The 26,866-nt window shown below is 73.2% G+C and carries 26 protein-coding genes and 1 riboswitch; of the genes, 14 read left to right on the forward strand and 12 right to left on the reverse strand.

Annotated features, from left to right (window positions below):
• Positions 1 to 8: 8 nt before the first annotated feature.
• From ACZ6S4_RS16575 to ACZ6S4_RS16605, 7 genes are all read right to left on the reverse strand, one after another.
• Positions 9 to 254, reverse strand: coding sequence for a hypothetical protein (locus ACZ6S4_RS16575; RefSeq protein ID WP_465475772.1), 246 nt, complete (start codon positions 252 to 254; stop codon positions 9 to 11).
• A 172-nt stretch (positions 255 to 426) separates the two neighbouring features.
• Complete coding sequence (locus ACZ6S4_RS16580; protein ID WP_465475773.1) at positions 427 to 1,470, reverse strand: cobalamin B12-binding domain-containing protein; 1,044 nt, start codon at positions 1,468 to 1,470, stop codon at positions 427 to 429.
• On the reverse strand, positions 1,470 to 3,158 hold the full coding sequence (locus tag ACZ6S4_RS16585; protein ID WP_465475774.1) for a PP2C family protein-serine/threonine phosphatase: 1,689 nt from the start codon (positions 3,156 to 3,158) through the stop codon (positions 1,470 to 1,472). Before ACZ6S4_RS16585 ends, ACZ6S4_RS16580 begins: the two co-directional genes overlap by 1 nt.
• Positions 3,159 to 3,247: 89 nt before the next feature.
• Entirely contained in the window at positions 3,248 to 4,039 is a 792-nt protein-coding gene (locus ACZ6S4_RS16590) for an exodeoxyribonuclease III (RefSeq protein WP_465475775.1), read from the reverse strand.
• Between the two features lie 56 nt (positions 4,040 to 4,095).
• Entirely contained in the window at positions 4,096 to 4,248 is a 153-nt protein-coding gene (locus ACZ6S4_RS16595; protein WP_465475776.1) for a hypothetical protein, read from the reverse strand.
• A 152-nt stretch (positions 4,249 to 4,400) separates the two neighbouring features.
• Positions 4,401 to 6,611: a putative bifunctional diguanylate cyclase/phosphodiesterase gene (locus ACZ6S4_RS16600; RefSeq protein ID WP_465475777.1), complete on the reverse strand. Its 2,211-nt coding sequence runs from the start codon at positions 6,609 to 6,611 to the stop codon at positions 4,401 to 4,403.
• 84 nt (positions 6,612 to 6,695) lie between these two features.
• Positions 6,696 to 7,556, reverse strand: coding sequence for a universal stress protein (locus tag ACZ6S4_RS16605; protein ID WP_465475778.1), 861 nt, complete (start codon positions 7,554 to 7,556; stop codon positions 6,696 to 6,698).
• A gap of 178 nt (positions 7,557 to 7,734) precedes the next feature.
• Between ACZ6S4_RS16605 and ACZ6S4_RS16610 the strand changes: the two genes are divergently transcribed.
• Positions 7,735 to 9,018, forward strand: a complete 1,284-nt coding sequence (locus tag ACZ6S4_RS16610) for a citrate synthase (protein ID WP_465475779.1) — start codon at positions 7,735 to 7,737, stop codon at positions 9,016 to 9,018.
• 32 nt (positions 9,019 to 9,050) lie between these two features.
• On the opposite strand, the gene ACZ6S4_RS16615 is transcribed toward ACZ6S4_RS16610, so the two are convergent.
• Complete coding sequence (locus tag ACZ6S4_RS16615) at positions 9,051 to 10,301, reverse strand: glycosyltransferase (RefSeq protein WP_465475780.1); 1,251 nt, start codon at positions 10,299 to 10,301, stop codon at positions 9,051 to 9,053.
• 59 nt (positions 10,302 to 10,360) lie between these two features.
• Here ACZ6S4_RS16615 and ACZ6S4_RS16620 point away from each other — a divergent pair, with 59 nt between their 5' ends.
• The 8 genes from ACZ6S4_RS16620 to ACZ6S4_RS16655 all read left to right on the forward strand — a co-directional run bounded on the left by ACZ6S4_RS16620 (position 10,361) and on the right by ACZ6S4_RS16655 (position 19,378).
• Positions 10,361 to 10,666, forward strand: coding sequence for an ArsR/SmtB family transcription factor (locus tag ACZ6S4_RS16620; RefSeq protein WP_433718720.1), 306 nt, complete (start codon positions 10,361 to 10,363; stop codon positions 10,664 to 10,666).
• Entirely contained in the window at positions 10,663 to 11,190 is a 528-nt protein-coding gene (locus ACZ6S4_RS16625) for an SRPBCC family protein (protein WP_465475781.1), read from the forward strand. The genes ACZ6S4_RS16620 and ACZ6S4_RS16625 overlap by 4 nt, the downstream gene beginning before the upstream one ends.
• A gap of 60 nt (positions 11,191 to 11,250) precedes the next feature.
• Positions 11,251 to 11,748: a SigE family RNA polymerase sigma factor gene (locus ACZ6S4_RS16630; RefSeq protein WP_465475782.1), complete on the forward strand. Its 498-nt coding sequence runs from the start codon at positions 11,251 to 11,253 to the stop codon at positions 11,746 to 11,748.
• A complete protein-coding gene (locus ACZ6S4_RS16635) occupies positions 11,745 to 13,010 on the forward strand; it encodes a hypothetical protein (protein WP_465475783.1) in 1,266 nt (421 codons plus the stop codon). The genes ACZ6S4_RS16630 and ACZ6S4_RS16635 overlap by 4 nt, the downstream gene beginning before the upstream one ends.
• Positions 13,011 to 13,134: 124 nt before the next feature.
• Positions 13,135 to 14,706 carry a gluconokinase gene (locus ACZ6S4_RS16640; RefSeq protein ID WP_465475784.1) on the forward strand — a complete coding sequence of 524 codons (1,572 nt, stop codon included), beginning with the start codon at positions 13,135 to 13,137 and terminating at the stop codon, positions 14,704 to 14,706.
• Positions 14,707 to 14,854: 148 nt separating this feature from the next.
• Positions 14,855 to 14,982: riboswitch (cobalamin riboswitch) on the forward strand.
• Positions 14,983 to 15,013: 31 nt separating this feature from the next.
• Positions 15,014 to 17,209 carry a VWA domain-containing protein gene (locus ACZ6S4_RS16645; protein WP_465475785.1) on the forward strand — a complete coding sequence of 732 codons (2,196 nt, stop codon included), beginning with the start codon at positions 15,014 to 15,016 and terminating at the stop codon, positions 17,207 to 17,209.
• Positions 17,210 to 17,408: 199 nt separating this feature from the next.
• Positions 17,409 to 18,008: a cob(I)yrinic acid a,c-diamide adenosyltransferase gene (cobO, locus tag ACZ6S4_RS16650; RefSeq protein ID WP_433718712.1), complete on the forward strand. Its 600-nt coding sequence runs from the start codon at positions 17,409 to 17,411 to the stop codon at positions 18,006 to 18,008.
• Entirely contained in the window at positions 18,002 to 19,378 is a 1,377-nt protein-coding gene (locus ACZ6S4_RS16655) for a cobyrinate a,c-diamide synthase (RefSeq protein WP_465475786.1), read from the forward strand. Before cobO ends, ACZ6S4_RS16655 begins: the two co-directional genes overlap by 7 nt.
• A gap of 720 nt (positions 19,379 to 20,098) precedes the next feature.
• On the opposite strand, the gene ACZ6S4_RS16660 is transcribed toward ACZ6S4_RS16655, so the two are convergent.
• Complete coding sequence (locus ACZ6S4_RS16660) at positions 20,099 to 20,674, reverse strand: TetR/AcrR family transcriptional regulator (RefSeq protein WP_465475787.1); 576 nt, start codon at positions 20,672 to 20,674, stop codon at positions 20,099 to 20,101.
• A gap of 133 nt (positions 20,675 to 20,807) precedes the next feature.
• On the opposite strand from ACZ6S4_RS16660, the gene ACZ6S4_RS16665 reads away from it, so the two are divergent.
• The 3 genes from ACZ6S4_RS16665 to ACZ6S4_RS16675 all read left to right on the forward strand — a co-directional run bounded on the left by ACZ6S4_RS16665 (position 20,808) and on the right by ACZ6S4_RS16675 (position 22,630).
• On the forward strand, positions 20,808 to 21,101 hold the full coding sequence (locus ACZ6S4_RS16665) for a hypothetical protein (RefSeq protein ID WP_360544077.1): 294 nt from the start codon (positions 20,808 to 20,810) through the stop codon (positions 21,099 to 21,101).
• Positions 21,101 to 21,949, forward strand: coding sequence for a methyltransferase domain-containing protein (locus tag ACZ6S4_RS16670; protein ID WP_465475788.1), 849 nt, complete (start codon positions 21,101 to 21,103; stop codon positions 21,947 to 21,949). Before ACZ6S4_RS16665 ends, ACZ6S4_RS16670 begins: the two co-directional genes overlap by 1 nt.
• 279 nt (positions 21,950 to 22,228) lie before the next feature.
• Positions 22,229 to 22,630, forward strand: a complete 402-nt coding sequence (locus ACZ6S4_RS16675; protein ID WP_465475789.1) for a cobalamin biosynthesis protein — start codon at positions 22,229 to 22,231, stop codon at positions 22,628 to 22,630.
• Here the strand turns inward: ACZ6S4_RS16675 and ACZ6S4_RS16680 are convergent.
• The 3 genes from ACZ6S4_RS16680 to ACZ6S4_RS16690 are packed head-to-tail and all read right to left on the reverse strand — an operon-like array spanning position 22,627 to position 25,033.
• Positions 22,627 to 23,541 carry a Nif3-like dinuclear metal center hexameric protein gene (locus ACZ6S4_RS16680; RefSeq protein WP_465475790.1) on the reverse strand — a complete coding sequence of 305 codons (915 nt, stop codon included), beginning with the start codon at positions 23,539 to 23,541 and terminating at the stop codon, positions 22,627 to 22,629. The genes ACZ6S4_RS16675 and ACZ6S4_RS16680 overlap by 4 nt on opposite strands.
• Positions 23,542 to 23,564: 23 nt before the next feature.
• Positions 23,565 to 24,293, reverse strand: coding sequence for an ABC transporter permease (locus ACZ6S4_RS16685; RefSeq protein ID WP_465475791.1), 729 nt, complete (start codon positions 24,291 to 24,293; stop codon positions 23,565 to 23,567).
• The gene (locus ACZ6S4_RS16690; RefSeq protein WP_465475792.1) at positions 24,290 to 25,033 is read right to left on the reverse strand and encodes an ABC transporter ATP-binding protein; all 744 of its coding nucleotides are present in this window, start codon (positions 25,031 to 25,033) and stop codon (positions 24,290 to 24,292) included. Before ACZ6S4_RS16690 ends, ACZ6S4_RS16685 begins: the two co-directional genes overlap by 4 nt.
• 74 nt (positions 25,034 to 25,107) lie before the next feature.
• Between ACZ6S4_RS16690 and ACZ6S4_RS16695 the strand changes: the two genes are divergently transcribed.
• Together ACZ6S4_RS16695 and ACZ6S4_RS16700 are read left to right on the forward strand one after the other, a co-directional pair.
• Positions 25,108 to 26,247 (forward strand): sensor histidine kinase, encoded by a 1,140-nt coding sequence (locus tag ACZ6S4_RS16695; RefSeq protein ID WP_465475793.1) that lies wholly within the window; start codon positions 25,108 to 25,110, stop codon positions 26,245 to 26,247.
• Positions 26,244 to 26,846, forward strand: a complete 603-nt coding sequence (locus ACZ6S4_RS16700; RefSeq protein ID WP_465475794.1) for a response regulator — start codon at positions 26,244 to 26,246, stop codon at positions 26,844 to 26,846. Before ACZ6S4_RS16695 ends, ACZ6S4_RS16700 begins: the two co-directional genes overlap by 4 nt.
• Positions 26,847 to 26,866 lie beyond the last annotated feature (20 nt).

The raw sequence follows: 26,866 nt of genomic DNA on the forward strand, positions 1-26,866 counted from the left end.
CGGGCCGGTCAGCTGCGGCGGAACGCGTAGCTGCGGGCCGATCCGCCGGTCGCCCGTCCCGCGTGGTCGCGGTCGGAGCGCAGGCGGGCCGCCACCCGGGCGTCGCGCAGGCCGTGCCGCGCTGCGGTGCCGCCGGTGGCGGGCTGCTGGTCCGCCGGGCCGGTGACGGTGTCCGGCAGGGACACCGCCGCCGTCAGGTGCCGGCGGGCCAGGTCGTCAGGATCGACGTGTACGGAAAAGGGTTGGTCAGGCATGGAGCTACCTCCTCGATGGACGAGGCGAAACGGTGCAAGCGATGAAGTGGCACAGCGGCACGCGCCGGAGACGGCACGGCGGGCCCGAGTCCTCAGGGCCGGGATCTACGCGGGTCAGCGTCAGGAGATCATGCCCGTACGCTAGCGCCGGGCCGGACGGCGGTCCACCGATTTACCGGCGCAGCGTGGCCACACCCGCGTCGATGATCCTGATCGCCGCCGGATAGTCACGGAGCTGGTCGCGCATCAGCGTCAGCCCGATCTGCAGGGCCACCGGCGGCACCTCGCGGGCCTCCAGCACCGCCGCGGTCCACGCCACGAAGTCGGTGAAGACCTGCTCGTCGGCCACGTACAGGGCCGCCGCCAGGAAGTCGACCACGTGGCCGAGGTCGTCGAGCGTCGAGTCGTACTGCCGCTGGCTGTACGCGCCCATCGGCGGGTACGCCGCCGTGAGCCGGGTCATCGCGGTCTGCACCAGCTCACCCCGGTGCCGCACCAGGTACGTGTATTCGTCGTCGCCGAGAAACGCCGTCTGGTACGGGTCCTCGATCGCCGGCGGCCACTCCCTGGCCAGCCGCCGCACCGCACCCTCGGCGTCGGCCGCCCACGCGTCCGCGCCCAGGCGCTGCGCCCAGCGCCCCTCGGGACCGAAGCCCGGACCGCCGGCGATCACCGGGACACCGACCGAGCGGCAGGCCGTGATCGCCGCGTGGGCCCGCGGCAGCCGGGTCGCCAGCATGCAGCTCAGCGCCACCGCGTCCGGGCCGGTCTGGTGCAGGTGGGTGACCAGGTGCGGGCCCGGCACGTTGGCGCCGAGGAAGTCGACCCGCCAGCCGTCCAGTCGCAGCATCTCGCCGAGGATGCGGACCGGCAGGGCGTGCCACTCGCCGTCGACGCAGGCGACCGTGATCCGGCCGCGGGTCGGGCGCACCGTGCTGCGGGCCGAGACGGCGGCCAGGGCCCGTTCGCTGATCGCGGTGGCCGCGTGCTCGCGGGCGATCGACCACTCGTTGGCCGCCCAGAGCTCGCCGACCCGGTTCTGGGTGCGGGCGATCAGGTCCAGCATCACGCGGGCCGGATCAACGCCGTTGTCGAGCAGGGCGGTGACGATCTCGACGGCGCCGTACTCGTCGCCGTCGCCCACCAGGCGCAGATACTGCTCACCCACACCGGGGTCGTCCAGGGAACGCGGGGGAGTGGTGGTGGAGACGGTCATCAGCGGCTCCGGCCCCGGCGGTCACCCCGCCGGGCATCGATGGCGAACGGCGAGACGGGGGAGGCGCCGGTGTCCATCAGGCTCAGCTTGGTGCGCGACGGCGCGCGCACGGCGAGCATCGCGATGTCGTCGCGGACCCCGCCGTGCACCCAGTCGGAGACGAGCTGGCGGACCCGTTCCACCGCTGCCGCGCCGGGCATGCCGGCGCAGCTCGCGAGGGCGTCGCGAAGCCTGCTCTCGCCGTACTGCTCCGTGCCGCTCGGGCCGCCGCGGGCCTCGGTGAGACCGTCGCTGTACAGCAGGCAGAGCTCGCCCGGGGCCAGCTCGACCATGGCCGGGCCCACGGTGATGTGCGGGACGACCCCGATCAGCGTGCCGGAGACCGGGACCGGCTCGACCGTGCCGTCGGCGCGCAGCACGAGCGGCGCGGGATGCCCACCGGTGGCCAGGCACATGCGCACCCGGCCGTGCTCGGCCCGGCTGATCGCGGCGACGACCAGGGTGACGAAGCGGTGCTGGCGGCCCGAGCCCAGCAGCGCGCGGTTGAGCACGGTCAGCATCGCGGCCGGGTCGGCGTCGACCAGCCGCAGCGCGCGCAGTGTCTGGCGAACCTTGCCGGTCAGGACGGCCGCCTCGGGACCCTTGCCGCAGACGTCGCCCAGCGCGACGACCGTCTCCGGGCTGTCCTCGACCGGGCCGAAGACGTCGTAGAAGTCGCCGCCGATCCGCAGCGCGTCCTTCGCCGCCTGGTAGGAGCCGATCAGCTCGACGCCCTCGGGCTGCGGCAGCTCCGGCGGCAGCAGGTCGGCCTGCAGGATGGCGGTGGTGTCGACCTGGTCGCGGTAGAGGGCGGCGGCGGAGATCGCGGCGCCCGCGCGGGCGGCGAAGATCCGGGCCAGCATCTCGTCCTCGGCGGAGAACACCGCGTCGGGGCCGCGCCGGGCCAGGATCAGCGCGCCGGCCGGCTCGGCGTTGCCCGGCAGCGGCGTCACCAGCAGGGCGCCGACCGGGCCGAAGCCCTCGGGCAGCAGCCACGCCGGCACCTGCGAGGCGTCCAGCCAGCGGCTCGGGATCGGCGGGAAGCCGCCCAGCGCCTCTTCCAGGCCGGGGACCTCACCGAGCACACTCTCGCGGAGCATGCCCTCCTGCACGGACTCGCCGGCGATCAGCCGCATCCACTCGTTCTGCCGGCGGCGGGCCGGCAACACCACGACCGCGGCGTCGGCCAGGTGGGCCGCAGCCAGCTCGACGGTGGTACGCAGGCAGCGCCGCTGGTTGAGCGAGGCGGACAACCGGCGGCCCGCCTCGGCCAGGAACAGCGTGCGGTCGCGTTCCGCCTGGAACTCCTGGGCGCGGGCGATCTCCTCGGTGATGTCCTGCAGATACCACCCGTAGTGCTCGTCGCCGAGCGGGCGGCGGTGGCCGAGCAACTGCCGGCCCTGGTGGTCGCCGGTGAAGGTGCTGGTGCCCTCGGCGATCGCGCGGGCGAGCCCGGCCAAGGGGCTGTGCGCGGCCGTGACGCCCGGCCGCACATCGGGCAGCATGGCCTGGGCCGCGGCGTTGACCAGCACGATCGTGTGATCCTCGGCGGTGCACAGCAGCACCGCCTCGCCGGCGGCGTCCAGCGCCGCGCGCAGCAGGGCGGGCGCGGGGGCGAGGACCGGAGCGGCCGGTATTCGGGTGTCCATGTCCGTACCCCTTCCTCTCCCCGCCGGACGGTGACGATCCCGCCCAGCCTACGCGGTGCGGGAGGATCCGGCTCTGCTCAGACGGGCGACTACGCGGCGGGTGGTCGGGCGGCGTCGCCGGCCAGGTCGACGAGCACCGGAGCGTGGTCGGAGGGGCCTTTGCCCTTGCGGGCCTCCCGGTCGATCACCGCGTCGGTGACCCGGCCCGCCACGTCGGCGGTCGCATAGACCAGGTCGATCCGCATGCCCTTGTTCTGGTGGAACATGCCGGCCCGGTAGTCCCAGTAGGTGAACGGCCGGTCGCCCTTCATGGGCCGGGGCACGACGTCGGTGAGACCGAGCGCCCGCAGCGCGGCCAGGGCTTCGCGCTCGGGCGGGGTGACATGGGTGGAGCCGGCGAAGACCTTGATGTCCCAGACATCGTCGTCGCTCGGGGCGACGTTGAAGTCCCCGGCCACCACGGCGGGCCCGCTCGTCGCGGCGAGCGCGTCGCGCAGGGCGGCGAACCAGGCCAGCTTGTACGCGTAGTGCGGGTCGTCCGGGGTGCGCCCGTTGGGCACGTACACCGAGGTGAAGCGGATGCCGGCGCAGGTGGCGCTGATCGCGCGGGCCTCCGGCTCGGGGAAACCGGGCTCGCCGTCGAAGCCGTGCCGCACGTCGGCCAGGCCGACCCGGGAGAGCAGGGCGACGCCGTTCCAGCGGCCCTGGCCGTACGCGGCGGTCTCGTAGCCGAGCGCGGCGACCTCCTGCTCGGGGAAACCGTCGGCGGCGACCTTGGTCTCCTGCAGGCAGAGCACGTCGGGCCGGGCCTGCTCGAGCCAGTCCAGCAGCCGGGGCAGCCGGGCCTTGACCGAGTTCACGTTCCACGTGGCGAAGCGCATCCACTCAGCCTGCCAGCGAGCGACGGTGTCGATGTCGCCGGGTCATGGGTCGCCGGTCAGTGCTCCGGGGTGCGGCGGTCGGCGCGCATCGGCGCGGAGCTGCTCCGGACGGCCAGGAGCAGGGCGGCGGTCAGTCCTGAGGCCAGTAAGAGCAGCACGGCCACCAGCCAGAGCACGGACCCCTCGGATCCGATCAAACTCGTCATCATGTCGCCTCCTCCGGTCCCCATGTGATCGGCCCGGCGCCGCCGAAGGCAAGGATCCGGGCGAGCGAATAATGCCGGACTTGTCGGCGGGACGCCAGGGGCTGAGGAGACGTTTGTCACCTCATGGGGATGACGGTACCCGCTGGGCCGCGGGTTCACCCGGGAGGAGCGGGGGCGTACCGCCGGGCGCCCCAGTGGGTGGCGAAGTCTCCGGCCCCCACCCCCGGCCCCCACAGCCAGCCCTGGCCCTGGGTCACGCCGACCGCGGCGAGCGCGTCGCGCTGGACCCGGGTCTCCACCCCCTCGGCCACGATGCTCAGGCCCAGCGCCCGGCTCATCGCCACCACGGCCCGGACGATCTCCTCGTCCTCACCGCTCTCGCCGAGCCCGGACACGAACGACCGGTCGATCTTGACCCCGGTGACCGGGAAGCGGCGCAGGTAGCCCAGCGCCGAGAAGCCCGTGCCGAAGTCGTCGACGAGCAGCTTGAGGCCGAGCTCGCGCAGCTCGTACAGCACCCGGGCGGTGACGCTGCCGCCGTCGGCCATCACCGACTCGGTCATCTCCAGCGCCACGGCCGCCGCGGGCACCCCGTGCTGGAGCAGCTCTCCGGCCACGATCAGGGGCAGTTCGGCGTTGCTGAGCTGGCGCGGCGAGACGTTGATGGACAGGTAGAAGTCGGATCCCACGGTGCCGTCCGCGCGCCAGGTGGCCAGCTGGCTGAGCGCCTCGTTGCGTACCCAGGTGCCGAGCGTGCCGATCAGGCCGGCGTCCTCGGCGACCGGGATGAAGGTCATCGGGGGGATCGGGCCGCGCTGCGGGTGGTTCCACCGCACCAGGGCCTCGGCGCCGATCGGCCGGCCCGTCTCCAGCCGTACGATCGGCTGGTAGACGACGCTGAGCTGGCCCTCCACCAGGGCCGTGCGCAGCGCGCCCTCCAGCTCGATGCGCTCGCGGACCCGGTCGTGCATGGAGGTGTCGAAGATGGTGGCCCGCCCGGGGCCCTCGGCCTTCGAGCGGTACATCGCGGTGTCGGCGTCGCGCAGCAGGGCCTGGGCGGTCACCTCGGGGGAGTCGTCGCCGGGCGCGTGCGCGATGCCGATCGACGCGCTGATCACCACCTCGGTGTCGCGGACCCGCAGCGAGCCGGCGAAGCAGCCCTGGATGATGTCGACCAGCCGCAGCGCGCCCTGCTCGTCACCGAGGTAGGCGACCAGGAACTCGTCCCCGCCGACCCGGGCCAGCATCGTGCCGGCCGGGATCGCCGCGCGCAGGCGGGCCGCGACCTCGATGACCAGCTGGTCACCCGTGTCGTGGCCCCAGGAGTCGTTGACCCATTTGAAGCCGTCCAGGTCGAGCAGATACACCCAGATCCGCCGGGGGCCCGGCGGGGGCACCGTGCCCAGCAGCCGCTCGATCTCGTGCGAGATCATCCGGCGGTTGGGCAGGCCGGTCAGCGGGTCGTGCATCGCCTGGTGCTCCGAGTGCAGCTGCGCCGCGACCTGCGCCTGGACCGCGGAGACGGCCCTCAGCAGCAGCAGCGCGACGATGGCCAGGCCGCAGGCGCCGATCAGCGCGCGGTATTCCGGCGAGTTGCCGCCGACCAGCACCAGCAGCACGAACGGGGTGGACACGGCGGGCACCAGCAGGGTCATCCGGCGCCACGACCAGGCCTGCACCGGGTGCCGGGTGGCGCGGCCCAGCCCGACCACCGAGGGATGCAGCGCGCTCACCCCGAGCAGCACGTACGCCAGCAGGAACGGCACGTCCAGCAGCGGTGACGTGTAGGTCTTGCCCTCCACGCCGATGATCCCGTACGCCACGTCGCCCACGACCATGAGCGCCATCCCGCCGATCAGCGCCGTCAGGCTCACCGGCCAGGTGCGCGCGGTGAAGGTCAGGTTGATGCCCAGGGCCAGCAGCACCACGTCGAACAGCGGGTAGAGCCCGGCCAGCACCGACTCGATCGCCGGCCGGTCGGCGATCGCCGCGGCCGGCGCCGCGAGCAGCAGCGCGCTTGCCAGCCCGCCGGCCAGGCAGACCATGAGCCCGTCGAGGACCGAGTGCCGGGCGATGCCGCCCCGCGAGCGCAGCAGCATGGTGAAGGACGTGCCGATCAGGACGTAGCCCGGCACGGTGAACGCGTCCGCGATCAGCGGCCGGCCGACCACCAGCGGCCGGACCACCACGCCGACCAGGAACAGCAGGGCCGCGGCGCCCATGAACAACCAGGCGGCGCGGGGCTCGGCGCCGAGGCGGCGCGGGGCGGAGAAGCACGCCCAGACCGTGCCGGCGCCGATCGCGGCGAAGCAGGCCACGCTGACCGGTTCGGCCAGATTCAGGGTGTACAGGGCCGTGGCGAGCACGCCGGCGATGCCGAAGAGCTTCCACCGTCGCCGACCCCGTGTCGACGGAGCTGCGGTCAGCACCCGTCATCGCCCCCTGGCCAGTCAGCTCATCAGCGCTCCCGCCGATGGCACCGTACCCGCCGGCGACCTGTCCCCGGCAGGGTTTCCGTGGACAAACACTGTCGGACAGGCGCACCTGCGCAGCAACTGCTGAGCCACCGCGCCCAGCAGTGAGCCGCCGCTGACGCCCCGCGGACCCACGATCATCATCCGGGCTCGACGCGACGCGCGGATGAGAATCGGCGCAGCTTCGCCGACCAGGATCCGGCGCCGGGCGCCCTCGAGGCCCTCGACGCCGGCCACCGCGGCCTCCAGCAGGAGCCGGCCGGCCTCCCGCTCGCCCTCGTGGCTCACCACGTGCGTGACCTCCACCGGGGCGTGCCGGCGGCGGGCCTCCGCCGCGGCCAGCCGCAGGGCCAGCATCGAGCTCGGCGAGCCGTCGACAGCGGTCAGCAGCGGGCCGGCCGGCGGGCGGTTGCCCCGGGCCACCACGACCGGGCAGCGGGCCCGGGCGACGGTCTGCACGAGCACCGAGTCGGCCGGCAGGCGTGGGCTGAGGGCGAGGTCGTCGTCGCCGAGCACGATCAGGTCCGCGGCGCGGCTCTGCCGCAGCAGCTCACGGACCGGCAGGCCGTCGGCGAGCAGGCCCTCGACGTGCACACCGGGCACCGTGCGGGTGGCGGTGGCGACCGCCTCGGCCACGATCCGCCCGGCCTCGTGGCGCGCCGTGGCCCAGTCGGGTGCATCATCGAAGGAGCGCGGGCCGGGCCAGGAGAACACGTGCACGATCCGCAGCGATTGACCCCGGGCCACGGCCTCCCGCGCACCCAGCCGCGCGGCGGCCAGCCCCGAGGAAGTGCCGTTGACGCCCACGACGACAGGAGCAGGGCCGGGTATCCGCATCGGTTCACCACCTCCGCACCGCGACGACGCGGTCCACAGACCATTATCTATGGTGTTCCTGGGAAGGCGGTCGTGATCAATCCCTCAGCGGTCGACCGTCTGATGACCCGTTCAGGTTGAGGGTTTACGGTGAACGGCAGGTTATTGGCGACATCTGCCGGTGAAGTGAGGGAAATACATGACGGATGTCAAGCTCGACCACCCCGGTGGCCAGTTGTCCATGCCGGTCCGCCCGGCGGTCGAGGGTCCAGGCGGCATCGACGTCAGCGCGCTGCTGAAGGAGACCGGATACGTCACCCTGGACCAGGGCTTCGTCAACACGGCTTCCTGCGCGTCGGCGATCACCTACATCGACGGTGACGCCGGCATTCTGCGCTATCGGGGCTTCCCGATCGAGCAGCTCGCGGGCAAGGCCTCGTTCCTCGAGGTGTCGTACCTGCTGATCCACGACGCGCTGCCGACGCCGGCCCAGCTGGCCGAGTTCGGCGACAAGATCCGCGTGCACACGCTGCTGCAGGAGGAGATGCGCGCCTTCTTCTCCGGCTTCCCGCGCGACGCGCACCCGATGGCCGTGCTCTCCTCGGCCGTCACCGCGCTGTCGACGTTCTACCAGGACGCGCTCGACCCGACCGATCCGGAGCAGGTCGAGATCTCCGGGATCCGGCTGATGGCGAAGCTTCCGACGATCGCGGCGTACGCGTACAAGAAGTCCATCGGCCACCCGCTGCCGTACCCGGACAACTCCCTGGACTACGTCGAGAACTTCCTGCGCATGACGTTCGGGCTGCCCACCGTGAACTACGAGGTGGACCCGACGCTCGCCAAGGTGCTCGACATGCTCTTCGTGCTGCACGCCGACCACGAGCAGAACTGCTCCACGTCGACCGTGCGGCTGGTCGGCTCGGCGCAGGCCAACCTGTTCGCGTCGGTGTCCTCGGGCATCAACGCTCTGTCCGGCCCGCTGCACGGCGGCGCCAACTCCGCGGTGCTGGAGATGCTCGAGGGCATCCGCGCCGACGGCGGTGACGTGGACGCCTTCGTGCGCCGCGTCAAGGCCAAGGAGAAGGGCGTGAAGCTCATGGGCTTCGGCCACCGGGTCTACAAGAATTACGACCCGCGCGCCGCCATCGTCAAGAAGGCCGTCCAGGACGTCATCTCCACGATGGACCGACCCGACCCGCTGCTCGACATCGCGCTGAAGCTCGAGGAGATCGCCCTTGCGGACGACTACTTCGTCTCCCGCAAGCTGTACCCGAACGTCGACTTCTACACCGGCCTGATCTACAAGGCCATGGGCTTCCCGACCAAGATGTTCACGGTGCTGTTCGCCCTCGGCCGACTGCCCGGCTGGATCGCCCAGTGGGCCGAGCAGAACGCCGACCCGGCCACCAAGATCGGTCGCCCGCGCCAGCTCTACATCGGCGAGACCGAGCGGCAGTTCATCCCGATCAACGAGCGCTGATCGGTCGTTTCGTGTCCCAGCCGCCCTCCTGATCAGGAGGGCGGCTGCGGCTTTTCCAGCCACTGCGCGATTCGGGCCGTGCCGTCCTCGTCCGCCAGCCGGGCCGCGACGGCCGCGGCCCGCGCCGCGTAGCGCGGCTCGGTCGTGACCGACCGGAGAGCCCGGGCCAGGCGGTCGGCCGTCAGCTTCGGCAGCGGTACGGGCGGCGGCGCCACCCCGAGCTCGTGCAGCCGCCGGGCCCAGAACGGCTGATCGGCCAGCACCGGTACGCCCACCGCCGGCACTCCCGCGCGTAATCCGGCAGCGGTCGTCCCCGCCCCGCAGTGGTGCACCACCGCGGCCATCCGCGGGAAGAGCCAGTCGTGCGGCAGCGCACCGACACTCAGCACGTCCGGCCCGTCCTCGACGCGCAGCCCCGACCAGCCCGCCTGCACGACCGCCCGCACTCCGGCGGCGCGCACGGCGGCCAGCACGGGCACCGCGAGGCGCTCCCCGTGACCCGGGGCCATGCTGCCGAAGCCCACGAACACCGGCGGCGGCCCGGCGGCGAGGAACCGCTCGACCTCGGCGGGCGGGCTCCAGCCCGGCGGGCGCTCAGGCCACCAGTAGCCGACCACTTCCTGCGAGGCCGGCCAGTCCGCGGGCCGGGGCACCACGCTGGGGCTGAAGCCGTGGAAGGTCGGCCACCGGTGCTGCTGGTCCCGTTGCAGCGCGGCCATGCCCCGGCGGGGCAGGCCGAGACGCCGGCGCAGCTCGCGGACCGGCCCGGCATAGAGCGGGTGCGCCGCGGACTCCAGGAAGCGCCCGGTGAGCCGGTTGCCCGTCCGGCCCAGGGCACGGCCGCCGACCAGCACCGGCCCGAAGTCACCGGTCGGGAAGACCGGTTGCAGAAAGACCCCGGCCCACGGGATGCCCGCCGCCTCGGCCACCTGATAGCCCAGCGGTGCGACGACCGTGGAGAACAGCACCGCCTCGGCGCCGGTCTGCTCGACCGCCCGCACGATGCCGTCGCCCAGCTCGGCGACCAGCGGCCGGGCGATGCGCAGCAGCCGCAGCAGGGCCCGCGGCCCGGTGCCCGAGCCGGTGCCGTCCTGGCCGCGCGCCCGCGGCAGGATCTGCCGCAGATCGCCGGGCAGGGCCACGAACGGCAGGTCGACGAGCTCCCGGAACGGCTCGTGGGTGGCCAGCGTGACGTGGTGGCCGGCGTCGCGCAGCCGGGCGCCGAGTCCCGTGTACGGGGCCACATCACCGGTCGAGCCGGACGTCACGATCAGCACCCGCATGCCCCGAGGATACCTGCATGCCTTGACGGTTATATAACCGCGGTGGAATAGTCGGTCCCGTGCCCGTGGACGCCATCTCCGTACTCGCCGAGCCGACCCGCCGGCGGATCCTCGACGAGTTGCGGCTGGCCGACAGCAGCGTCGGCCAGCTGGTCGAGAAGCTCGCGATGAGCCAGCCGGCCGTCTCCAAACACCTGAAGGTGCTGCGCGAGGCCGGGTTCGTCGCCAGCCGCACCGCCGCCCAGCAACGCATCTACTCCCTCGAGCCCGGACCGTTCCGTGCGCTCGACGCCTGGCTGGCGCCGTACCGCCGGTTGTGGACCCGGCACCTGGACGCCCTGGAACGCCACCTGGAGGAATCATGAAGGCCGACTTCGACCCCGGCCCGCTCGCCGACGCGACCGTCGTCGCCGACGGCGGCGGGTCCTGGACCCTGATCTTCGTGCGGGCCCTGCCGCACCCGCCGGAGAAGGTGTGGGCCGCCCTCACCGACCCCGAGCGCCTCGACCAGTGGGCCCCGTTCGCCGCCGCCCGCGACCTGTCGCGCACCGGCGAGACCACCCTGGCGATGGTCGACGGTCCGGATCGGACGGACCTGCCCGCGACTGTGCTGCGCGCGGACGCGCCCACCCTGCTCGAATACACGTGGGGCGACGACCTGCTGCGCTGGGAGCTGACCCCGGCCGACGGCGGCACCACGCTCACCCTGCGGCACACCTTCGCCAAGCGTGACGAGGCGCCGATGTTCCTGGCCGGCTGGCACCTGTGCGTCGCCGTGCTGGCGCGGCTGCTGGCCGGTGACCCGGTCGGGGTCATCCGCGGCCGCGACGCCACCGCCCACGGCTGGGAAGAGCTGCGCGCGGCGTACGCCCGGAAACTGGCGGGCTGACCGGCAACCTTTCCCCGCCCGCCGGTGTCAGGCAGGGTGACGGACGGGGAGAGGCAGGCCATGCACGACGGGTTCGACGACTTCGTACGCAGCCGCGGCACCGGCCTGCTGCGGATCGCGTACCTGCTCACCGGGGACCGGCACAGTGCCGAGGACCTGGTGCAGGAGGTGCTGGAGCAGATGTACGTGAAATGGCGCCGGATCCACAGCATGCCGGAGGCGTACGCCCGCCGTGCCCTGGTCAACCGGGCCGCCAACCGCTGGCGCCGCCGGGGCCGCCGCCCGGAGGCACCTCTGGGCAGCCACGACGTCGCCGCGCCGGACCACAGTGAGCACGTCGTGGTCCGCGACACCGTGGTGGAGGCGTTACGGGCGCTGCCGCCACGGCAACGCGCGGCGGTGGTGCTGCGCTACCTGGAGGACCTGCCGGTCGCCGAGGTCGCGCGGGCACTGGACTGCTCCGAGGGCAACGTCAAGAGCAGCGTGTCCCGGGGCCTGACCCGGCTGCGGGCTGCCCTCGACCCCGTCACCACGACCACCGAACGGGGACGGGCATGACCGACACCGACATCCGTACCGCGCTGGAGCACGCCACCGGTGACCTGCGGACCCCGCCCGACCTGCTGGACCGGGTGCGGGCCGGTGGCCGGCGGCGGGTGGTGCGACGCCGTACCGTGCTCGCCGCGGGCCTGGCCACGATCGCCGCCGGCGGCACCGCCGGCGCCCTGATCTCCGGTGACGACGGCGGTGCGGCGCCGGTCGCCTCGGCCCTGCTCGACCACCCGACCCGGGGCGACCTCAAGCGCGACGCCGCCTTCCTCGACCGCGTCCGCCAGGCCTGGCGCGACCACCTCGGCGGCCTGCAGGTGCGCGGTGAGCCGCACGTCGCGTGGGCCGGCCTGGCGCCGCACGACAGCCGGGTGGCGGTCGTCGCGCAGCGGGTGCCGCAGCGGGTCGCGTCCCCGATCGGCCAGATCAGCCACGGCCTGACCGGCTTCGTCGAGCAGACACCGGACGGGCTGCGGGTCATCTCCCTCGAAGAGATGCTCACCGGGGCCACCAACGCCACCGCCGCGCTGCTCGGGCCGGACCGCGACGTGCTGATGGTCCTCGACGACGGCCGCGGCATCCGGTACTCGCCGGCCGTCGCCTACACCGGGCGGGGCAAGATCAGCCGCACTTTCACGCCGCTCGACTTCCGGACCCACGACGGCGTGGCTTTCGAGGCCACCGCGCAGTCGCGGAGCCTGATCCGGGTGGCGCTGCGTGCCGACGTACCCGACTCGCAGGGTGACCGCTCGGTCGGCCTGGTCAATCTCTCCCGGCTGATCGAGGAAGCCGGCCGCGGGGCGCCGCCGGCCGGTACCGCACGCCGGGCCCGGCTGCTGACCGGCCCGGCGTCCGAGGCGGACGATCTGTGGGACCTCGCCGGCCGCGACGGCTACGACGACCGGTACGGCTATCGGATCACCCCACCGCCCGCCGACACCTGGATCCTGCGAGGGACCACCGGCGACGGCCGCCGGTTCGTCGTGCAGACCCTGACCAGCACCGACGATCGCGTACGCCTGTTCCTGTCGCTGGGCGGCCCGGAACCGGTGCTGCGCGGCTTCCCGGACCCCGCGGCGCCCCTGCCCGTGCAGGTACGGCTGCCCGACGGCCAGGGCGTCGTGGTCGCCGCCCCGGGCAGACTGCGCTACCGCGTGGCCGGCGGCACCTGGCTGCCCATCACCGGCGATGCGGCGCTGCTGCCCGCCGCGGCCGACGAGGCCGAGGTGACCACCGCGCGAGGGCAGGCGGTCCGGGTGCGACTCGCCTAAGGTCGGGGGACAGGTGTCCGGTCCCGCCGCCGGGGGTCCGTAACCGGCTCTCCGCCATGCGGTTCCGCCGCGGGCTTGAGGTGCGCGGTGATCGGGCATGTCTGTCGGCGATCAGGGAGGCTGCATGGACGTCGTCATCGGTATCGACACCGGAACCACCGCGACCAAGGCCATCGCCGCCGGGCCGACGGGTGAGGTGCGCGCGATGACCAGCGTGCACTACCCGCTGTCGGTGCCCGGCCCGGGACAGGCCGAGCTCGACCCGGTGAAGCTGCGCGACGCCGCGATCGAAGCACTGGTCACCGTGGCCAAGGAGGCCCGCGAGCGCGGTGACCGGGTCATCGCCGTGAGCCTCAGCGCGTTCCTGCACGCGCTGGTCCCGATGAACGCCGACGGCACGGCCCGCGGACCGCTGATCACCTGGGCGGACAACCGGGCCGCCGGGCAGAGCGACCGGATCGTGGCGTCCGGCCGGGCCAAGGACCTCCAGGCCCGCACCGGTACGCCGGTGCACCCGATGTCGCCGCTGACCAAACTCGCCTGGTGGGGTGCCACCGACCCGGCTGTCCTGCGGGACACGCCGCGCTGGGGCGGCGTCAAGGAGATCGTCCTGGCGGGGATCGCGGACGAGGGGTTCCTGCTGGACCTGTCGGTCGCCTCCGGCACCGGAATGTACGACATCCACCAGCGGCGCTGGGACCCCGAGGCCCTGGAGCTGGCGGGGATCCAGGAGAGCCGGCTGGCCGAGGTCGTACCGACGACCCGGCAGCTGCGCCTCAACCGGGAGGTGGCGGTCGCCGCCGGGCTCCCGCCGGACCTGCCCCTGATCATCGGTGCCGCCGACGGGCCGCTGGCCAACCTGGGCGTGGGCGCGACGCCGGTCGGGGTGGCGGCCGTGTCCCTGGGCACGAGCGGCGCCCTGCGCACCGTCGTGCACGGCCCGACCGCGGACAAGGCGGGCCGGTTGTTCTGCTACGCGCTGACCGAGGACCGGTGGGTGGTCGGCGGCGCGATCAACAACGCGGGATCCGTGGTCCGCTGGGCCGGCCAGACCTTCGCGGGCGGCTTCGACCGGCCGACCGCCGAGGGCGAGGACGCCGACGTCCGGGACGCGGCCCTGCTGACCGAGGCGGCGGGGGTGGCGCCGGGCAGTGAGGGGCTGCTCTGCCTGCCGTACCTGCTGGGCGAACGGGCGCCGTGGTGGCGCGGGGGGATGCGCGGGGCGTACATCGGCCTGCGCCGCGAGCACGGCCGGGCCCACCTGGTCCGGGCCGCGGTCGAGGGGGTGTGCCAGCAGCTGGCGCTGGTCCGGGACACGTTCGCCGACGAGGGCATCGCGATGACCGAGGTCCGGGCCACCGGTGGGGCGGTCGCCTCGGAGCTGTGGGTCGGCATCCTGGCGGCGGCGCTGGACCTGCCGGTGGCGATCGCCGACACGCCGGAAGGGACGGCCCTGGGTGCCTGCCTGCTGGCCCGGCACGCGCTGGGGGAGCTGCCGGACCTGGACGAGGCGGCGGCGCTGGTGGCGATCACCGAGCACGAACGGCCGGACCCGGAGAACGCCGACCTGTACCGGCGGATGCGGCCGTTGGTGGAGCAGTCGGCGCTGGCGGTCACGGATGTGCTCAAGGAGCTGGACAAGCTCGCTCCGGAGCCGCTGCCGGACACGGAGAAGGCGCTGCCGGGAGTCGGCTGAGCGGCTGTCCCCCGCCCGGGGTCCTGCCCGGCCCGCCCGCCGGCCCGGGATCCTTCCGACCGGGGGCCGGCGGCCGTCGCCGGGGCATTGAGCTGGGCGTGGGCCGGGTGGTGAGGATGCCCACGTGACCCCGCGTTGACGGCGTGCCGGGCCGTGAGAAAGAGTGGCTCGCGAGCGGCAGTGGAGGAACCCGGTGGGAGACCGGGACGGTCCCGCCACTGTGACCGGGGTTCGTCCCCGGAAGTCAGGAGACTCCGGCCGCTCGTACCTTCCACACGCGGGCGCGGACCCGCGGAAAGGACCGGGCGTGACGCCGTACCCGTTCTCTGCCGTCGTCGGCCTCGACGACCTGCGGCTCGCGCTGCTGCTGACCGCCGTGTCCCCCGCCGTGGGCGGGGTCCTGGTCCGCGGCGAGAAGGGCACGGCCAAGTCCACGGTCGTCCGTGCCCTGGCCACCCTGCTGCCCGAGGTCGACGTGGTCCGCGGCTGCCGCTTCGCCTGTGATCCCGCGGCGCCCGACCCCGGCTGCCCCGACGGGCCGCACGAGCCCGGCGCGCCGCACGGCCACCGGCCCGCCACGCTGGTCGAACTGCCCGTCGGTGCCACCGAGGACCGGGTCGTCGGCACCCTGGACATCCAGCGTGCGCTCGCCGACGGCGTCAAGGCGTACGAGCCGGGTCTGCTCGCCGCGGCCCACCGCGGTGCCCTCTACGTCGACGAGGTCAACCTGCTGCCGGACCACCTGGTGGATCTGCTGCTCGACGCGGCGGCGATGGGCCGCGCCCACGTCGAGCGCGACGGTGTGTCGGTCAAGCACGCGGCCCGGTTCCTGCTGGTCGGCACGATGAACCCCGAGGAGGGCGAGCCCCGCCCGCAGCTCGTGGACCGGTTCGGCCTGGTCGTGACGGTCGCCGCCCCGCGCGACGCGAAGCTGCGGGCCGAGGTGGTCCGGCGCCGGCTGGCGTACGAGGCCGGCCCGGATGCGTTCGCGGCCCGGTTCGCGGCCGATGAGCAGGCCCTGGCCGAGCGGATCCTGGCGGCTCGGGAAGCGGTGCCGTTCGTGCAGCTGCCGGACGCCGAGCTGGACCGGATCGCCCGGGTGTGCCTGGCCTACGGCGTCGACGGGATGCGCGCCGACATCGTGGTGGCGCGGTGCGCGGTCGCCCTGGCGGCGTGGCATGGTCGCGATCGGGTGACGGCCGAGGATATCCGGGACGCGGCGCGGCTGGCGTTGCCGCATCGGCGTCGCAAGGATCCGCTTGATCCGCCGGGTACGGATGAGGAGCGGTTGGAAGAGGCGCTGGATCAGGCCGCTCAGGATGATCCGGACGAGGATCCGCCGCCCGGTGACGGTCCTGACGGGCCGGATTCCGGTGGCCCTGATTCGAGCGGGCCTGATTCTGGCGGCCCGGACTCCGGCGGGCCCGATTCTGGTGGTCCGGATTCCCGCGGTCCCGATTCCGGCGGTCCCGGCTCCGGTGGCCCGGACGGTTCCGGTGGGCCTGGGCGGAGGGGCGAGCCTTCCGGCCCGGTCGAGCAGGCTCCGGGGGATGCCGGTGAGGCGCCGGCCGATGATCAGCGCAAGGTGAGCGGGGGTGCGGCGGCTCAGGCGGGTGTCGCCTACCGGCCGCGGACGCTGCGGATCGCTGCTCGCGGTGAGGGTGGGCATGCCGGGCGCCGGTCGCCGGCCTTCGCGCGGCGCGGGCGGGTGGTCGGCTCGCGGGTTCCGCGCGGCAAGCTCGCCGGTGCGCCGCATCTGCCGGCTACTTTGCGAGCTGCCATCCACCGCGGTGCCGCCGCATTGCCGCTACCGGGTCCTCGGCTCACCGCGCCGGGTGGGCAGGACGGCCGGGTACTCGACCGCGCGCCTGTTTCCGGTCCCGCTGGTCCGGTGGGCAGGCGGGCCGCGGTTGTGCGGCGGATGGGGTTCGTGCAGCCGCGTGACCTGCGGGAGGCAGTGCATGTCGGGCGTGAGGCCAACCTGGTGCTGTTCGTCGTGGACGCGTCCGGGTCGATGGCCGCGCGGAAGCGGATGACCGTCGTCAAGACCGCTGTGCTTTCGCTGCTGCGGGACGCCTACCAGCGGCGGGACCGGATCGGCATGATCACCTTCCGGGGGTCGACCGCGGATCAGGTGCTGCCGCCCACGTCCAGCCACGAGGTCGGGGTGCTGCGGCTCGCCGGGTTGCGTACCGGTGGGCGTACCCCGCTGGCCGCCGGCCTGCGCGCCGCGGCCGCGACCATCGCCACCGAGCGCCGCCGTGATCCGCGCCGGCGGCCGCTGCTGATCGTCGTCACCGACGGGCGCGCGACCAGCGGGCCGGATCCTGTGCTCGTCGCGCCGGCACTGGCCGGCGTGGCGGCGGTGGTTGTCGACTGCGAGGCCGGGCCGATCCGGCTCGGTCTGGCCCGGCGGCTGGCTGCGGCCCTCGGTGCCGATGTCATGCCGCTCGACGCCCTTGCCGCCAACCCGGCCTCCACCCCGCTGGGGAGGGTCGCGTGATGCCGTCTTCCGCGGTCGCCTCGCCGGTTCCCGCGGTCGCCTCGCCGGTCTCCGCGGTCGCCCCGCCGGTCTCCGCGGTTGCCCGGTGGGTGTCCGCGCCGACCTCGCGGGTTTCCGCTCCGACTTCGCGGGTTTCCGCTCCGACCTCGCGGCCGGGACGTGGTCGCGTGTCGTTCATCTCGCTGAGGAAGGCTGCCTGATGCCGCAGGGACAGGTCACCACCGTGCCGCAGGATGGGCTCACCACGCGGCAGCGGCGCCGGCAGGCGGTGCTTGCCGTCCACACCGGACACGGCAAGGGGAAGTCGACCGCCGCGTTCGGGATGGCTCTGCGGGCGTGGAGTGCCGGCTGGTCCATCGGTGTCTTCCAGTTCGTGAAGTCCGAGAAGTGGCGGGTCGGCGAGGAAGCCGCGCTCAAGGCTCTCGGGCAGGCCGGCGGGCCGAGCGTGGCCTGGCACAAGATGGGTGAGGGCTGGTCCTGGATCCAGCGGGCCGGCACCGAACGCGATCACGCCGCCGAGGCGGCCGAGGGCTGGGCGCAGATCAAGCGGGACCTGGCTGCCGAGACCCACAAGTTCTATGTGCTCGACGAGTTCACGTACCCGATGAAGTGGGGTTGGGTTGATGTCGCCGACGTCGTCGCGACGCTCGCGGAGCGGCCCGGCACCCAGCACGTGGTGATCACCGGCCGGGACGCGCACCCGGACCTGCTCGCCGCGGCCGACCTGGTCACCGAGATGACGAAGGTCAAGCACCCGATGGACGCCGGCCGCAAGGGACAGCAGGGCATCGAATGGTGAGCATCCCGCGGGTGGTCATCGCCGCGCCGGCCTCCGGGCACGGCAAGACCACGGTGGCCACCGGGCTGCTCGCCGCGTTCGCCGCGCGGGGCCTGAGCGTGGCCCCGTTCAAGGTCGGCCCGGACTACATCGACCCGGGTTACCACGCGCTGGCGGCGGGCCGGCCCGGACGCAACCTCGACCCGGTGATGGTCGGCGAGGAACTGATCGGACCCCTGTTCGCGCACGGTTCGGCCAGCACCGACCTGGCCGTCGTCGAGGGTGTGATGGGGCTCTACGACGGGCGTACCGGTGCGGGCGACACCGGGTCGACCGCGCACGTCGCCGGCCTGCTCGACGCGCCGGTCATCCTGGTTGTCGACGCCGCCGCGCAGGGCCGTTCGGTGGCCGCGCTGGTGCACGGCTTCCGCAGCTTCGGCAACGTCCGCCTGGCCGGGGTGATCCTGAACCGGGTCGGCTCCGACCGGCACGAGTCGATCCTGCGCGAGGCGTGCGAGGAGGTGGGCACGCCGGTGCTGGGGGCGATGCGCCGGGCGGATGCCGTCGCGGCCCCGTCCCGCCACCTCGGCCTGGTGCCCGCGGCCGAGCGCCGCACCGAGGCGACCACGTCGGTCGCCGCCCTGGCGTCGCTGGTCACGGCGTCGGTCGACCTCGATGCGGTGCTGGCCGTCGCCCGCACCGCGCCGCCGCTGACGGCGACGCCGTGGACCCCGCAGGCCGCGGACCCGGTGCCGGGCCGCCCGGTGGTCGCCATCGCGGGCGGACCGGCGTTCACTTTCGCGTACGCGGAAACGGCCGAACTCCTGGCCGGCGCCGGCGCGGAGGTCGTGACGGTCGACCCGCTCCGCGACGAGACCCTGCCGGAAGGCACCCGCGCGCTGGTCGTCGGCGGCGGCTTCCCGGAGGTGTACGCGGCAGAACTGTCCGCGAACGAGCCTCTGCGCGTGGCAGTGGCGTCACTGGCGGCGGTGGGCATGCCGATCACGGCGGAATGCGCTGGGTTGTTGTGGCTGTGCCGGACTTTGGACGGTGCACCGATGTGCGGGGTGCTGGACGCTGACGCTTCGATGACGCCGACGTTGACGCTGGGGTATCGCGACGCGGTTGCGCTCACCGATAGTCCGCTGTTCCCGGCCGGGTCGCGGATCACGGGTCATGAGTTCCATCGGACGATGGTGCATCCGCGGTCGGGGTTGTTGCTGGAGCCGGCTGGGGGAGCGGCTTGGGCCTGGCGGGGGGCTGATCCGGAGGGTTTCGCGACGGGGAACCTGCATGCTTCGTATCTGCATCTGCATTGGGCCGCGGCGCCGGCTGTCGCACGGCGGGTGGTGGCGCAGGCGGCCGCGGTGAGGCCGATCGCGGTGCCGTGATCCATGCGGGGCTGGTAGCGGCCATTGTGGTCCGCGGCCGGTCGCGGGTGTCGCAGTCAGTGTGTTGAACGGCAGCGGCTCACCCTGTGGCAGCCAGATCGCGGCGAGGATGACCCCCGGCCAGCCGGCCGGGGCGATCAGCCGATCCGCGTGTTGATGGAGAGGTGGTCGGCTCCGGCACCGACGGGCGGCAGATCCTCGTGTCGCTCCGACGGTCGCCCAAGATCTGCCGATGGACAAGTGGGCCAGGATCCTAGGAAGTCCTGCGCGAAGTGGCGGGCTCCGCATCTCAATCAAGGTGCAGTTCAGGGCGCAGTTTCTCGGCCGCTGGGTCGGCGTCGTTCGCCGGCGAATCAGCTGGCGCTCGGGGCTCCGGTCCCATGCTGGACCGGTGGTCAGCCCGGCCCAGCTCGGACTGGACCGGTGGTCAGCCCAGCCCAGCTCGGACTGGGCCGGTGGTACGCTGCAGCGCAGCTCAGAATCGCGCCGGGCAAGACCTACCGGCGCTACAGCAAAGGTGTCCGGCTCGCGATGGCGACGGTCTGGCCGTCGCCGGAGCGGAAGTGCCGCGCTGAGGACGGTCTCGCCGGCGCCGCAGCCGCGGTGTTGGATCGTGGGTGACGGTCTCGCCGGCGCCGCAGCCGGGGTGTTGGATCGTGGGTGACGGTCTCGCCGGCGCCGCAGCCGAGGTGTGGGATCGCGGCGGCGGCCCCGCCGGCGCTACAGCGGGTTCGCCAGGATCGCGCCGGCGACCGTGTCGACGTACCACCGCTGGAACTCGTCGCTCGTCCAGCCGCGTTCGCGGACCAGCCGGTCGTAGTTGCGGACGTCCTGCGCCAGCCACAACACGTCGGCGATCTTGTCCGTGTCCAGGTCGTCCCGCAGCTCGCCGGTGGCGGCCAGATCCGCGGCGAACATCGTCATGCCGCGCTGCCGGTCCTCGAGGTTCTTGCGCCACACCGCCGCCGCGTCCGGGTCCGCGGTGGCGGCCCCGGCCAACGCCAGCATCACCTGCGCCTGACGCTCGTGGGTCTCGGCGAGGTGGCGGGCGAAGCGGGCAAGCCGGGCCCGAGCCCCGCTGAGCGCGCGGATCTCCGCCACGAACGCCCGGTCCGGCAGTGCCACCGGCGCGTCGTCACCGGCGATCGTGACGTCGACCAGTTCGGAGAGCAGCTGCCGCTTGCTGCCGAACACGGCATAGAGCGTCTGGACGGCCACCCCGGCCTCGGCCGCCACGGTGGTGAGCCGGGTCGCCGCATAGCCGGGGTCGACGAACAACGTGGCCGCAGCGTCCAAGATCGCCCGCCGTGTCTGCCTCGCCTGTTCCTGTCGTCGAGCTGACGTGTAAGCCCTGCCGCCGGTCACCGGTTCAGTGTAGTAATCTATTCGATAGAGCTTCACTCTAATCAACGACGAGAGGGCGCACGCGATGCCGTTCGGTGTGGTGCAGGAGATGCCGGGAGTCAGCGAAGCGGAATACCGACAGGTCGAGAAGCACCTGGGCCCGGATCGGCCGCCGGGCCTGCTGGCCCACGTGGCCGGGCCGAGCGACGTCGGCTGGCGCATCATCAACATCTGGGCGGACGAGGCGGCGTTCCGCGCGTTCCAGTCGCAGCGCCTGGTCCGCGCCGCGGGACTCGCCGCCCAGGAAGACGGTTTCGACCCGACGAAGGCCGCATCGTTCAGCTCGCTGAGCGTCGACGGCGCCGAGATGCCGTTCTGATGGCACGCGCGGCGCAGCTGCGTGCCCGCAACGCCGGCTTCTGGGAACAGGCCGCGCCTGGCTGGATCCGGCATGCCGACTGGCAGGACGAGTTCGGTCGTCCGCTGGGCGCGGCGGCGCTCGAGCGACTGGGTGCGGCCCCCGGAGAGCGGGTGCTGGACGTCGGTTGCGGCTGCGGTGGTACGACGGCTGAGCTCGCGACGGCGGTCGGGCCCACTGGTGTCGCCGTCGGCGTCGACCTGTCCGAGGCGATGGTGGCGGCCGCGCGGCACCGGTTCCCCCAGCCGCGCTTCGCGGCGAGCGACATCGAGACGATGGGTGCGGTGCCGGGAGCGCCGTTCGACGCGGCGTACTCCCGGATGACGGTCATGGTCCTGGCCGACCCGGTCGCCGGCCTCACCACAATCGCGCAGTCGCTTCGCCCCGGCGGCCGGTTCGCCGCAACGGTATTCCGTGACGCCGGGACCGTCCCGTGGCTGCCGGCTGCCGTGTTGGGCGCAGCTCCGCATGTGGGAGATCTGCCGCCGTTGCCGCTCGGGAACGAGCCGGGGCCGTTCGCCTTCGCGGATCCCGCACGGACCGAGCGCCTGCTCACTGCCGCAGGCTTCGGCGCCGTGATGATCGAACCGCACGACGTCACGCTGAACCCGCCGGACGAGCCGGACGCGGTCGCTGAGTGGTTGATCGAGATCGGGCCGGCCGGTGCCGCCTACCGAGAAGCCGCCCCTCCGGCGCAGGCGTCGGCCCGAGCGGGTGCGGCGCGGCTGCTGGAACGCTTCCGTACTCCGGGTGTCGGCTACTGTCTCCCGGCCGGTATCTGGCTCGTGTCCGCGGAGTTCGGCGGCTGACATCCGTCCCCGTCGTAATCGTGGCTGCGCCTCGATCGGCAACCGGTCGATGCGGGACTGCTCCTGAGCCCGCCTCCGGAACACCCGACCCTCGTCTCCATGGGCCATCCGGCCGCCGATCGGGGCGGTACCCGGCTCCGCCGTCCGGTCGCAGTGAGGTGTGGACCGGCGCGTCGGCATCGATGTGGATCCGGGAGCCGGCGGGGTGACTGCGGCCTGCGACCAGTCGAACCCCAAGGCTGGCGCACGAACAGAATGGCGCCGGCGTACGGTCCGGGGGTGAGCGTGACGGGCAGCCTGGTCCTCGGCCTCGGGGCACGGGCCGGCGTACCCGAGGAAGAGCTGGCTGCGACGATCGACGCCGCGCTGCGGCAAGCCGGTCTGGAACCCGCCCGGATCACCGCCCTTGCCACGCTGGATCGGCGCGCCGCTGAGGCCGGCGTCCAAGCCGTCGCCCAGCGGTACGGCTGGCCGGTCACCCGATTCGCCGCGGCCGCGCTGGCCGCCGTCGACGTGCCGCACGCCTCCGGAATCGTGGCTACGGCGACCGGCACTCCGAGCGTCGCGGAAGCCGCCGCGCTGCTGGCCGCCGGCCCTGACGCCGTTCTCGTCCTGCCCAAGACGACTTTCCCCAGATCGACTGTGGCGATCGCTCGCGGCAGCGTTGACCCCCACGCCTAACGCCACCATTGCGGTTCGTCGAGCAGGTGCGGTGTCAGACCGTGCCGTTCCGCGAACCAACGACTGAGCTGGGTGCGCAGCACAAGTTGCTCGCTGGCCGCGTGGGACACGCCGATCAGCGTCATCGTCGTGCCGGCCGCGAAGGCCCGGACGTCGGCGTACTTACGGCGGCCGTAGTCGCCCTCGATCCGTACGTGGATCTCGCCGGTCAGCCAGGCCTGGGCACCCCGCTCCTCCGCCGCCGCCATCTCGGGCACCCGGTCGCCGATGCCGCCGACCACCGCGATCCGCTCGATGACCGGTCGCTGCCGGCCGGCGACCTCCACGAGATCAACCTTGAAGACCCGCCGGGCCGTGGCGACGAGCTCGGTGCTGGACAGCGGCGGCACCCGGCACAGCAGACCCGCGAACCCGTTGCCGTAGGGCCAGAAGCCGCCCTCCACGGTGCCGCCGAGCGCCTCCACGATCGCGGCCGCCGTGCCGACCTCGCGTGAGGTGTCCATCGGTGCGTGGACGGCGTACATGCTCAGCCCGCGTCCGGTGATCGCGGCGAGGTGGCGGCTGCCGATCGGCACGAAGCCCTCGGCCCAGCGTCCGTCCGGGTGGCCGTTGCGCACGTCGATCGGATGGTGGGTGATCAGCAGGTCGCCGGGACGGGCGAGCGCCAGCCACTGCTCCAGGACCTCCGCGGACGGGAAGCAGGCGGCGAAGACCTGCCCGACCTGCGCCCGGCCGCGGATCATCAGACCGTTGAACTTCTCGGCGAATTCCGGCGTGGCCCAGCGCCGCCAGTCGACGCCGGCCTCGGCGTAGACCCGGGGGAGGTGCCGGCTCATGGCGATGTCGGGCGCGGCTGAGGCGAGCTCGAACAACCGGTCGAGATCATCGACGACGGTCTGCAACTGCGCCATGGCGGTGACGGTAGCTCGGTCGGTCACGGCCGCGGATCCCAGCGAACCGCCCGGACGGCAAACGGAGCCACCGCGGCCGCAACGATGACCAGGGCTGCCACCGCGGCGAGGCCCCCAGCCGTGCCGATGCCGGGCTCGTCCCAGCCGAGCCGGGTCAATTGGGTCACCGCAGCACCTGGCAGCCCGAGCATCCACCATTCCACCTCGGACACCGGGGTCCTGGCGGCCCAGAAGGCGCCGCCGAGGAAGGCCAACGCCAGCGGGGCAGTGGTCAGCTGCGCCAGCTCCGGAGCCGGCGTCCAGGCGGAGGTCACCACGGCGAAGATCCCCGCCAGGAGAACGCCCGCAGCAATGGCGATGACCGGCGCCCAGGCATGGATGGGTAAGTGTCCGCCGCCCGCGACGACCATGACGGCGCCCTGCAACAGCATCAGCAACGCGGACGGAAGCAGAACCCCGGTCAGCACAGCCGTGTCCGACGCGCCGGAAAGGCGCAGCCGCTTGAGAACCGACTGCGAGCGCCGTGCCACCAGGGTGGTCGTCCCCGCCGTGTACGTCGTCAGCGCCAGCAGCACCGCCAGCTGCAGGCCGGTCGCGGTGCCCCGGCCGGCCCGCCCGGTGTCGTGCTCGGCCCACACGATCAGCAGCCCCAGCGCCACCGGCAGCACCGCCCCCATCACGAGCGCCGGCACGCTGCGGCTCAGCATCCGTAGCTCCGCCCCGGCGATCAGCGCCCACGCCGGCGCCCTCATCGGTGCGTGCTCCCATGCACCAGGTGCTTCACCAACCCGGGCATCCGCGGATCGGCGATTGTGACCACGCCGCGGTGCAGCACCGCCACCCGGTCGGCAAGCGTCTCCGCCTCCTCCAGGTGATGGGTTGTCATCACCACGGTCGCGCCTCGCAGCAGTCGGCACCGCAAGACGTCCCAGGTGTGCAATCGGGCCTCAGGGTCCAGGCCGGACGTCGGTTCGTCCAGCAGCAAGAGCTTCGGGTCGCTGCACAGCGCGACAGCCAGGTCGAGGCGGCGCCGTTCGCCACCGGAGAGCCGGCGCACCCGCACGCCGGCGCGATGCTCCAGGTGCACTTCCTCGATCAGGGCGTCCGCGCGCGCCGGCGGGAGTCGCCGATGCAGGCCCAGCCACAGCCGCACGGTCTCGGCGACGGTGAGGTCCGGGGCGCACCCGCCCTCCTGCAGCACCACGCCGACATCGGGCGCCAGACGACGGCGTGACCGGTACGGATCCAGGCCGAGTATCCGCACCGTCCCGGCGTCGGGCCGGCGCAACCCGAGCATCGCGTCGAGCAGGGTGCTCTTGCCCGCCCCGTTCGTGCCGATCAGCGCGACCAACTCGCCTTGCCCGACCTCAAGATCCGCGCCCCGCACCGCTTGGTACGAGCCGTACGACAAACGCACGTCACGGCAGATGACTGGATTCATGGCGTTGACTCTCGTCGGCCCGGCCCGGGCGCTGTAGTGCCGTTCGCCCACCAGTCCCGATGACAGATGTCATCAATACCTCCGTAGGTGTGGGCGGCCTCGATTCAGACCCGCAAGATGAACCGGTGACCGCATCCATGCCCGAGCACCCGAGACCGGGTCTGCTGGCCCTGCGCCGGCTGACCTGGTGGGTGACAGTCGCCTGCCTGGTGGTCTTCGCCGTGCTGGTCACCGCGGAGTCCGGCACGGTGGTCGTCGGGGTGCTCGCGTTCGCGGTCTGCGCGGCAGCAGGCGTCCTCTTCGCCGCGCCCGTCCTCGGGCGCCCCCTCCTGCATTCGGTCTATCGGCGCGGACTGGTGGTCAGCACGGCGGTGGCTGCCAACGCCGTGCTGGTGGTCTCCCGAGCCGTTGCGGACGGCGGCTTTCCCTGGCCGCTTCCGCTGGCCGCGCTGCTCGCCGGCGCCCATGCCGGGAGTCGCCACCCGTGGCGGATCGTCTGGCCCGCCGGTCTCAGCCTTGCCCTTGCCGCGTCGCTGCTGGGCTCGTGGTGGGGCGGGCAACTGTCATGGTCAGGTGCGGTCCAGGATGCGGCGATCGTGGCGCTGGGCGCCTGGGGCCTGCTGGCCCAGGTGTGGATGCTGCGAGTGGCCGAACGCCTGGACCGCGCCCGCCGGCTCGAGAGTGCGGCCGCGGTGACGGGGGAGCGGTTGCGGTTCGCCGCGGATCTGCACGACATCCAGGGGCACAATCTGGAGGTCATCGCATTCAAGAGCGAGCTCGCCGAGCGACTGGCCGTCGCCGACCCGGAGCGGGCGGTCGCCGAGATGCGCGAAGTGCAGAATCTGGCCCGGCAGGCGCTGGGGGACACCCGCGCGGTGGTGCAGGGCTACCGCCGGGTGACGCTGGAGACGGAGATGGGCAACGCGGCGCGGGTGCTGACATCGGCCGGCATCGACTGCCGCATCGAGCGTGACGCCGGGCTGCCCGACCTGCCGGACGAGGCGGCGATGTTGATCGGTCTGGTCGTTCGGGAGGGCACCACGAACGTGCTCCGGCACAGTGCGGCGCGCCGGTGCACGATCGCCCTGACCGCCGAGGCCGGCTCGGTGCGCCTGCTGATGGAAAACGACGCGCCGCTGGGTGCCCGACCCGGCCCGGCGGGAGGCCTGGCGGCCCTGGCCGAGCGGCTGGCCTCGGCCGGGGGCGCGCTGCACTGGCACACGGCCCCGGGCGAGTTCACGATCGAGGCGACGGTGAAGCGATGATCAGAGTGCTGCTGGCTGACGACGAGGACCTCATCCGGGGCGCCGTGGCGGCCCTCCTCGGCCTCGAGCCCGATCTGACCGTCGTCGGAGAGGCCGCCGACAGCGTCGCCGCGGTTGCCGTGGCACTGCGAACGCGGCCCGAGGTGGCCGTGCTGGATCTGGAGATGCCGCCCGGCGACGGACTGCAGGCGGCGGCCGAGATCCGCGAACGCCTGGCGATCCCCGTCATCCTGGTCACCCGGCATGCCCGCCCGGCCGTGTTGCGCCGCGCACTGGCGGCCGGCGTCGCCGGGTTCGTGCCGAAGACCACTCCGGCCGCCCGGCTCGCCGTGATCATCCGGGCGGTGCACGGCGGGCGCCGCTACATCGACCCGGACATCGCGGCTTCGGCGCTCACCGAGGACGAATGTCCGCTGACCACCCGCGAGCTCGACATCCTGCGGGTCGTGCGCAGCGGTGCCCCCATCACGGAGATCGCCGCGGCCGTGCACCTGGCGCCCGGGACCGTGCGCAACTACCTGTCCACCGCGATGGCCAAAGTCGGAGCAGCGACGCGACATGCGGCCGCCCATCACGCGTGGGAGCAAGGGTGGATCTAGACCACGAGGCGCGACGCGCC

The sequence above is a fragment of the Actinoplanes sp. NPDC051405 genome (genome assembly GCF_055586185.1).

Coding starts and splice junctions, on each gene's coding strand:
- ACZ6S4_RS16595 (WP_465475776.1), bottom strand. CDS start 4,248: ATGATGACGAGTTTGATCGGATCCGAGGGGTCCGTGCTCTGGCTGGTG.
- ACZ6S4_RS16655 (WP_465475786.1), top strand. CDS start 18,002: ATGGTGAGCATCCCGCGGGTGGTCATCGCCGCGCCGGCCTCCGGGCAC.
- ACZ6S4_RS16610 (WP_465475779.1), top strand. CDS start 7,735: ATGACGGATGTCAAGCTCGACCACCCCGGTGGCCAGTTGTCCATGCCG.
- ACZ6S4_RS16680 (WP_465475790.1), bottom strand. CDS start 23,541: ATGGCGCAGTTGCAGACCGTCGTCGATGATCTCGACCGGTTGTTCGAG.
- ACZ6S4_RS16700 (WP_465475794.1), top strand. CDS start 26,244: ATGATCAGAGTGCTGCTGGCTGACGACGAGGACCTCATCCGGGGCGCC.
- ACZ6S4_RS16615 (WP_465475780.1), bottom strand. CDS start 10,301: ATGCGGGTGCTGATCGTGACGTCCGGCTCGACCGGTGATGTGGCCCCG.
- ACZ6S4_RS16585 (WP_465475774.1), bottom strand. CDS start 3,158: ATGGACACCCGAATACCGGCCGCTCCGGTCCTCGCCCCCGCGCCCGCC.
- ACZ6S4_RS16625 (WP_465475781.1), top strand. CDS start 10,663: ATGAAGGCCGACTTCGACCCCGGCCCGCTCGCCGACGCGACCGTCGTC.
- ACZ6S4_RS16670 (WP_465475788.1), top strand. CDS start 21,101: ATGGCACGCGCGGCGCAGCTGCGTGCCCGCAACGCCGGCTTCTGGGAA.
- cobO (WP_433718712.1), top strand. CDS start 17,409: ATGCCGCAGGGACAGGTCACCACCGTGCCGCAGGATGGGCTCACCACG.
- ACZ6S4_RS16605 (WP_465475778.1), bottom strand. CDS start 7,556: ATGCGGATACCCGGCCCTGCTCCTGTCGTCGTGGGCGTCAACGGCACT.
- ACZ6S4_RS16665 (WP_360544077.1), top strand. CDS start 20,808: ATGCCGTTCGGTGTGGTGCAGGAGATGCCGGGAGTCAGCGAAGCGGAA.
- ACZ6S4_RS16685 (WP_465475791.1), bottom strand. CDS start 24,293: ATGAGGGCGCCGGCGTGGGCGCTGATCGCCGGGGCGGAGCTACGGATG.
- ACZ6S4_RS16575 (WP_465475772.1), bottom strand. CDS start 254: ATGCCTGACCAACCCTTTTCCGTACACGTCGATCCTGACGACCTGGCC.
- ACZ6S4_RS16630 (WP_465475782.1), top strand. CDS start 11,251: ATGCACGACGGGTTCGACGACTTCGTACGCAGCCGCGGCACCGGCCTG.
- ACZ6S4_RS16590 (WP_465475775.1), bottom strand. CDS start 4,039: ATGCGCTTCGCCACGTGGAACGTGAACTCGGTCAAGGCCCGGCTGCCC.
- ACZ6S4_RS16640 (WP_465475784.1), top strand. CDS start 13,135: ATGGACGTCGTCATCGGTATCGACACCGGAACCACCGCGACCAAGGCC.
- ACZ6S4_RS16635 (WP_465475783.1), top strand. CDS start 11,745: ATGACCGACACCGACATCCGTACCGCGCTGGAGCACGCCACCGGTGAC.
- ACZ6S4_RS16580 (WP_465475773.1), bottom strand. CDS start 1,470: ATGACCGTCTCCACCACCACTCCCCCGCGTTCCCTGGACGACCCCGGT.